The sequence below is a fragment of the Haloarchaeobius iranensis genome (assembly GCF_900103505.1).
GTDB lineage: Archaea > Halobacteriota > Halobacteria > Halobacteriales > Natrialbaceae > Haloarchaeobius > Haloarchaeobius iranensis.
This window is the reverse complement of the sequence record NZ_FNIA01000053.1, coordinates 1-5,873: the sequence shown is the minus strand read 5'-3', so window position 1 is coordinate 5,873 and position 5,873 is coordinate 1. Positions and strand designations below refer to the sequence as shown.

General features: G+C 67.9%; 5 protein-coding genes and 1 pseudogene. 4 read left to right on the top strand and 2 right to left on the bottom strand.

The window, feature by feature from the left end; genetic code table 11:
• Both BLT27_RS18730 and BLT27_RS18725 read left to right on the top strand, forming a co-directional pair.
• On the top strand, positions 1-785 hold a 785-nt coding region (locus tag BLT27_RS18730), incomplete at its 5' end, for an NAD-dependent epimerase/dehydratase family protein (protein ID WP_089736636.1).
• Between the two features lie 76 nt (positions 786-861).
• The gene (locus BLT27_RS18725; protein WP_089736634.1) at positions 862-3,756 is read left to right on the top strand and encodes a disk-shape morphogenesis protein volactin; all 2,895 of its coding nucleotides are present in this window, start codon (positions 862-864) and stop codon (positions 3,754-3,756) included.
• Between the two features lie 12 nt (positions 3,757-3,768).
• Here BLT27_RS18725 and BLT27_RS18720 read toward each other — a convergent pair whose 3' ends face one another.
• A complete protein-coding gene (locus BLT27_RS18720; protein ID WP_089736632.1) occupies positions 3,769-4,368 on the bottom strand; it encodes an HD domain-containing protein in 600 nt (199 codons plus the stop codon).
• Position 4,369: 1 nt separating this feature from the next.
• Positions 4,370-5,104 (bottom strand): EthD domain-containing protein, encoded by a 735-nt coding sequence (locus BLT27_RS18715; protein WP_089736630.1) that lies wholly within the window; start codon positions 5,102-5,104, stop codon positions 4,370-4,372.
• Between the two features lie 110 nt (positions 5,105-5,214).
• On the opposite strand from BLT27_RS18715, the gene BLT27_RS19440 reads away from it, so the two are divergent.
• Positions 5,215-5,574: a hypothetical protein gene (locus BLT27_RS19440; protein ID WP_139172435.1), complete on the top strand. Its 360-nt coding sequence runs from the start codon at positions 5,215-5,217 to the stop codon at positions 5,572-5,574.
• 42 nt (positions 5,575-5,616) lie between these two features.
• Positions 5,617-5,873: pseudogene (locus BLT27_RS18710) on the top strand (IS5/IS1182 family transposase); the annotation flags it as partial.

The following is a 5,873-nucleotide window of genomic DNA, read 5'->3' as shown; positions in this document are numbered from 1 at the left end:
ACGTGGTCAACGCCGTCGCCGAGACCGACACGACCCACATCGTCCACCTCGCCGCACTGTTGACGAACACGGCCGAGTCGAACCCCCGTGCCGCCATGCAGGTGAACATCGAGGGCACGAACAACATCTTCGAGGCCGCGCGCACGCTCGACGACCAGGTCGAGCGCGTCGCCTGGGCCTCCTCCGCCGCGGTGTACGCCCCGCCCGCGAACTACGACGACGGCAGTGACTGGTGGGTGACCGAGGACGACCTGGTCTATCCGGACACGCTGTACGGCGCGACCAAGGAGTACAACGAGCACCAGGCCCGGGTGTACAACGAGGAGTTCGGCGTCGACCACGTCGCCATCCGCCCCACAGTGGCGTACGGTCCGTACCGCGAGACCGGCGGGAGCGCGTTCCTCGCGAACATCATCGAGAAGCCCGCGGTCGGTGAGTCCTTCGGCGTGGAGTACGGCGACCAGGAGATCGACTGGCAGCACGTCGAGGACATCGCCCAGGCGTTCCGGCTGGCCGCGTTCACGCCCGAAGAGGACCTCTCCCAGCGCGTCTACAACGTCCGCGGCGAGCTCGCGTCGATCCGCGAGGCCGCAGAGACCGTCGAGTCCATCGTCCCCGACGCGGACATCGAGGTCAGTGACGAGGGCGAACTGCCGTGGACCCAGCGCCTGGACATGACGGCATTCCAGGAGGATACGGGTTACGAGGTCGAGTACGACCTCGAATCGGGCTTCCGGAAGTACATCGACGTCCTCCGCGAGGAGGCCGGCCTGGAGCCCCTGTAGCGGTCGGAACGAGTCCGCGTCCCGGTCGGTCACAACGACCAATACCTCCCCCCGTCAACCGCTCGGGTAGACGGACATGGTGACTGGACTAGATTTCTGCACGGACCGGCTCCGCGTCGCCACGGGCGACCCGGACGACCCGACACTCGCGGACGCGCCGGCGCTCGTCGCGACGGTCGACGCGGACGCCCTGGCCGACGCCGACCTCTCGCCGGACGGTCTCACACACGTCGAGCACGGCGGCGACCTGGTGGTCGTCGGCGACGATGCGGAACGAGTCGCCGACGCGACCGGTGCGACGGTGGAACCGCTGTTCGTGCGCGACGTGCTCGACGCCCGTGAGGGTGTGACCGAGGCGCTGGCGGCGCTCGTGGCGTCGCTGGCCCCTGCCGACCCCGGGCGTGCCTGCTACACTTCGCCGGGCACGGTCGTCGACGCCGACCTGCCGACCGGAACGCACCGCGAGGCCGTCGCCGAGGTGCTCGACTCGGCGGGCTTCGACGCGACGCCGATCCACACCGGGCTGGCGACCCTCTACGGCGCGGCCGACGACGACGGCTACACCGGGCTCGGTGTGGCCGTCCGGCCCGAATCCACTGCGGTCTGTCTCTCCTACTACGGCGTCCCCGTCGTCGCCTTCTCCCTCCCGACCGGCACCGAGGACCTCGTCGCACGGGCGGCCGACGCGGCCGACGCGAGCGAGAGCGACGTGCGGGTCGCGCTCTCGGCGTTCTCGCTCGGCCCGGACACGAAGGCCGGCGGCGTCGAGGGTGCGCTCGCCGAGGCGTTCGACGGGCTGGTCGCGGAACTGGTCGAGACGCTCCGCCGCGAGGCCGACGAGGGAGACGTCCGGCCGGGCGTCGCTGCGCCGGTCGTGCTCGCCGGCGAGGGGGCGGTCCCGGGGCTCGAACTCCTGCTCGGTGGTCGGCTGGACGACTCCGCGGTCCCCGTCTCCGTCGATTCGGTCCGACGCGCGGCGGACCCGGTGAGCTGCCCGGTCCGCGGTGCGCTCGCCGCCGCGGAGGCCGACGTGGACGCGTACGAGGCGGTGGCCTGGTCCGAGGCGGGGTCGTCCGAAGACGGGTCGGGCGGCGCTGGCGCATCGATGGCGGCCACCGGCGGTCGCACCACGACATCCTCCGCGGGCGGCCGGACCGAGGGGCTGAGTCCGGAGGACGACTCCGCGGACCGCGCCATCGACCAGATGTTCGAGCGCCTGGGCAAGCGCGACGACGAGCTCGACGAGGTGCAGGCCGCGGTCGACGAACTGGCAGCGCGTGTCGACGACCTGCGCGCCGAGGCTGCCCTCGGGACCGACCTCGCCGACGTTGCCGACCAGCTGGACGACGTGGCGGCCGACCTCTCCGCGCTGGACGAACGGGCCGCCGCCGGAACAGACCTCGAACAGCTGGCCGAGCGCGTGGACGAGCTCTCGGCGGCCGTCGAGGAGGCGACCGAGGGAATCGGGGACGCGACCGACCGCATCGCCGACCTCGAACGGCGGACGAACCTGAACGGCTCGCTGCTGGATGACCTGCGTGACGACCTCGACGACTCGGCAGAGGAGCTGACCGCGGTCGCCGACCGGCTGGCCGACCTCGACGACCGGACGGTCGATGTGGCGGCCCACGACGCCCTCGACTCCCGGGTGGACGAGGTCGTGGCGGACCTCGACGGGCTGGGCACGACGCTCGACGGCGTCGCCGACGAACTCGCGGAGCTCCGGCTGGACCTCACGGCCGACCTGGACGCCGTCGAGGACGCACTGGAAGCCACCGGCGAGGACCTCGCGGCCCTGCGCGCGGAGAGCGCCGACGCCGAGCGCGTCGACGCACTCGCGGCCCGGCTCGACGAGTTGGACGGGTCGCTCGGGGAGCTCCGGGATGACGTGGACGCCGTAGACGGCAGGGTTGCCGACGTGGCCGACCGCGTGGACGAGGTTACCGACCGCGTGGACGGCCGGGTCGATGCGGTGGACGACCGCGTCGGAGACGTTTCCGAGCAGGTCGAGGCGGTCGACGACCGCGCGGCCGACGCCGACCGGCTGGATTCGGTGGCCGCCTCGCTCGAGCGGGTCGAGGCGAGCGTCGGCGACCTCGACACCACCGTCCAGTCGACCGACGAACGTGTGACCGACGTGTCCGAGCGCGTCGACACGGTCGAGGGGGACGTGGGTGGCGTCGCCGAGGACATCGGCACGGTGCGGGAACGCGTCGACGGTGTCGACGACAGACTCGACGAGACCGAGGCCGACGTGGAGTCGGTCGACGCCCGAGTCGCGGAGGTGGCCGAGCGCGTCGACTCGCTTGGGTCGGAGCACGGTTCGCTGGCGGGCCGTATCGACGGCCTCGCAGCCCGGGTGGACGACATCGAGGACCGCGACGTGGCGAGCACCGAGGACCTGGCCGCCCTCCGTGCGGACCTGAGGGACCAGCGAACGGCCGTCGACGAGGTCCGGTCGACGCTCTCGACGGTCCGCGCGGACGCCGACGGGCTGGACGACCGCGTCGAATCGCTGGCACGCGAGGTCGAGTCCGTCGGGGACGAGGTGGCGACGGTCGCGGCGGAGTCGGTCGACGCAACCGAACACGAGTCGCTCGCGGACCGGGTGGGCGACGTGCAGGACCGGGCGGACGAGCTCGCCGAGGCGCTCGAGGACACCGGGGACGACGAGCTTGCAGAGCGAGCTGTCGAACTCGAGGAGCGCGTCGATGGTCTCGACGACCGGGTCGACGGGCTCGCCGGGCTCTCGAACCGGCTGGACACGCTCGAGGAACAGGTCGAGTCGGAGGAGGAGAGCCAGGAGACGGTTGCGGGACTCCGGTCGCCCGCCGTCGCTGCGGGCATCGTCGCCGGCGCCGGCGCCGCGGGACTCGTCGGGCTGGTCGGTGCAGTCGCGGGCCCGATGGGGGGCGGGCTGGCGGGCCTCGCCATCGCCGTCGTGGTCGGTGCCGCCGTCCTGTTGCGCTAGTCGGTGACCGGCTCAGTTCTGCGTCTGGCTGTACTCGTCGACCCACTCCTTCAGGGTGATGCCCATCGCGGACTGGGTGATGGCGTTCGAGGACGCCGAGTTCGCGCTCTTGACCAGCTCCGCCTCCATCGTGCGGGTTGGCACCTCTCCGAGGAAGTGCGGGATGGCACGCTGGACGGCGAGCGGACAGCCGACCTCGTGGGCGAGCGCGTAGCCCGAGATGGAGTGTGGAATCTCCTCGCTGGCGTAGTGCTCCCGGTCGGGCTCGTCGAGTAGCTCGGCGTCGACGAAGTCGACGTACTCGTAGGCCTTGCCGACGTCGTGGAGCAGGCACGCCGCCACGATGACGTCCATGTCGGGGTCGGCGCCGTGGAAATTGCGCTGTACCTCGGCGGACTCGATGGCGATCTTGGTGACGCCGCGGACGTGCTCGACGTTGGTCACCTCGTGGATGTTCCAGGCGTACGGGATATCCGCGATGTCCTGCCAGCCGCCGCGTTCGAGGCCGAGCGTCCAGGCCTCGACGACCTTGTCGCGGAGGTCGTCGTCCTCGATGCGGTCGAGCTCCGGGTAGGCGTCCCGGACCTGCGCCTCGTAGTCCGGTTCGGCCATCTCAGTACCCCTCGACGTCCCCGACTTCGTTCTTCTGGAGCGTCTCCTGGCCGATGAAGCGCGGGCGCTCCTCGATGGCGAGGAAGTTGTCCACGTCTGCGCGGGCCTGGGCCGCGACGTCCTTCGTCGGGTCGTAGTCGCGGCTGCCCTCGCTGCCGAGGGCCTCGTACAGGTCGTCGAGCGTCTCGAAGTACAGCTCGGCGACGCCGTCGAACTCGGCGTTCTCGGGGTCGGTGGGGTACACCGTCTGGTAGCGGACGACACCCTCGATGTCCTTGGCCAGCGGCGAGTGGTTCTCCTCCCAGTAGTCGCGGAACTCTTCGTGGCTCATGCCGTCCTTCCGGACGAGGAACGCGCTGTGCTTGTAGAGGCCGTCGGTGTCGCCGTCGACCTCGTCCTTCCAGACCTTCTCCTCGCCGATGAAGCGGGGCCGCCGCTCGACGTCGAGGAAGTTGTTCACGTCCTCGCGGGCCTCCGCAGCGACCTCGCGGGTGGGGTCGTAGTCCCTGGAGCCTTCGCTGCCGAGTGCCTCGTGGAGGTCGTCCAGTGTCTCGAAGTAGAGCTCGGCGATGCCGTCGAACTCGGCGTTCTCGGGGTCGGTGGGGTAGACGGTCTGGTAGCGGACGACGCCTTCGATGTCCTTGGCCAGCGGCGAGTGGTTGTGCTTCCAGTAGTCCATGAACTCGTCGTGGCTCATCCCCTCCTTGCGCACGAGCAGTGCGACGTGCTTGTACATAACTGAACGTTATTCTGTTGCTTACTTATTAATTCCCCACTATTGGCCATTGGTACTGATAAGCTCTATTAGAAAGTTTTAATAGGTATAATTGATGGTGTATACTTGGTATGGTCGAAGAACACAGTCTGAAAAGGAACCGGTCGAGAAGGGAGATGGTAAAAACACTCGGAGCCGGAGTCGGTGGTCTGAGTCTAGTCCAAACAGTTGCTGGTGAATTACCAGATTCGGACGACGAAACCTGTCCAGATGGATGTGGTGGGGGTGGGAGTTATCCTATTCCAATCTCGACAGAATCAGACCAGAAACAAAACAGTTCGATAACAGAAGGTCAACTCCATGATGCCCTATTACTATATGAAGCCTACTCTCCCTTCAACAATGATTGGCATATCCCGCTGAAATTATCGTCGCACGCGATCACTTATCGCCAGTCTGATAGCAGTAATAACGTGAAGAGGGTGTCATAGAACGATTACCACACCAAGGAGCAGGGTGAACGCTGAGGTGGAATGAGTTCAGCGACCCTGCAAGATGCTCCTTCGGTAGAGACGTTCTTCAATGTCGCGGAGACCGAGACACTAGCGTTGTTTGAGCATCTCTCCTTCGAGTTTCTCGAAGAGTTCGACGTGTTCGCCCCGGCGGAGACGGGGCGAACACGAGATCACGAACCACCAGAGCTGATGCGTGGGTTCCTTCATTGCTACTACCACGATATCTACGGGATTCGCCCGGTTGAGCGGGAGCTTCGGAACACGGTTGTCTGGCT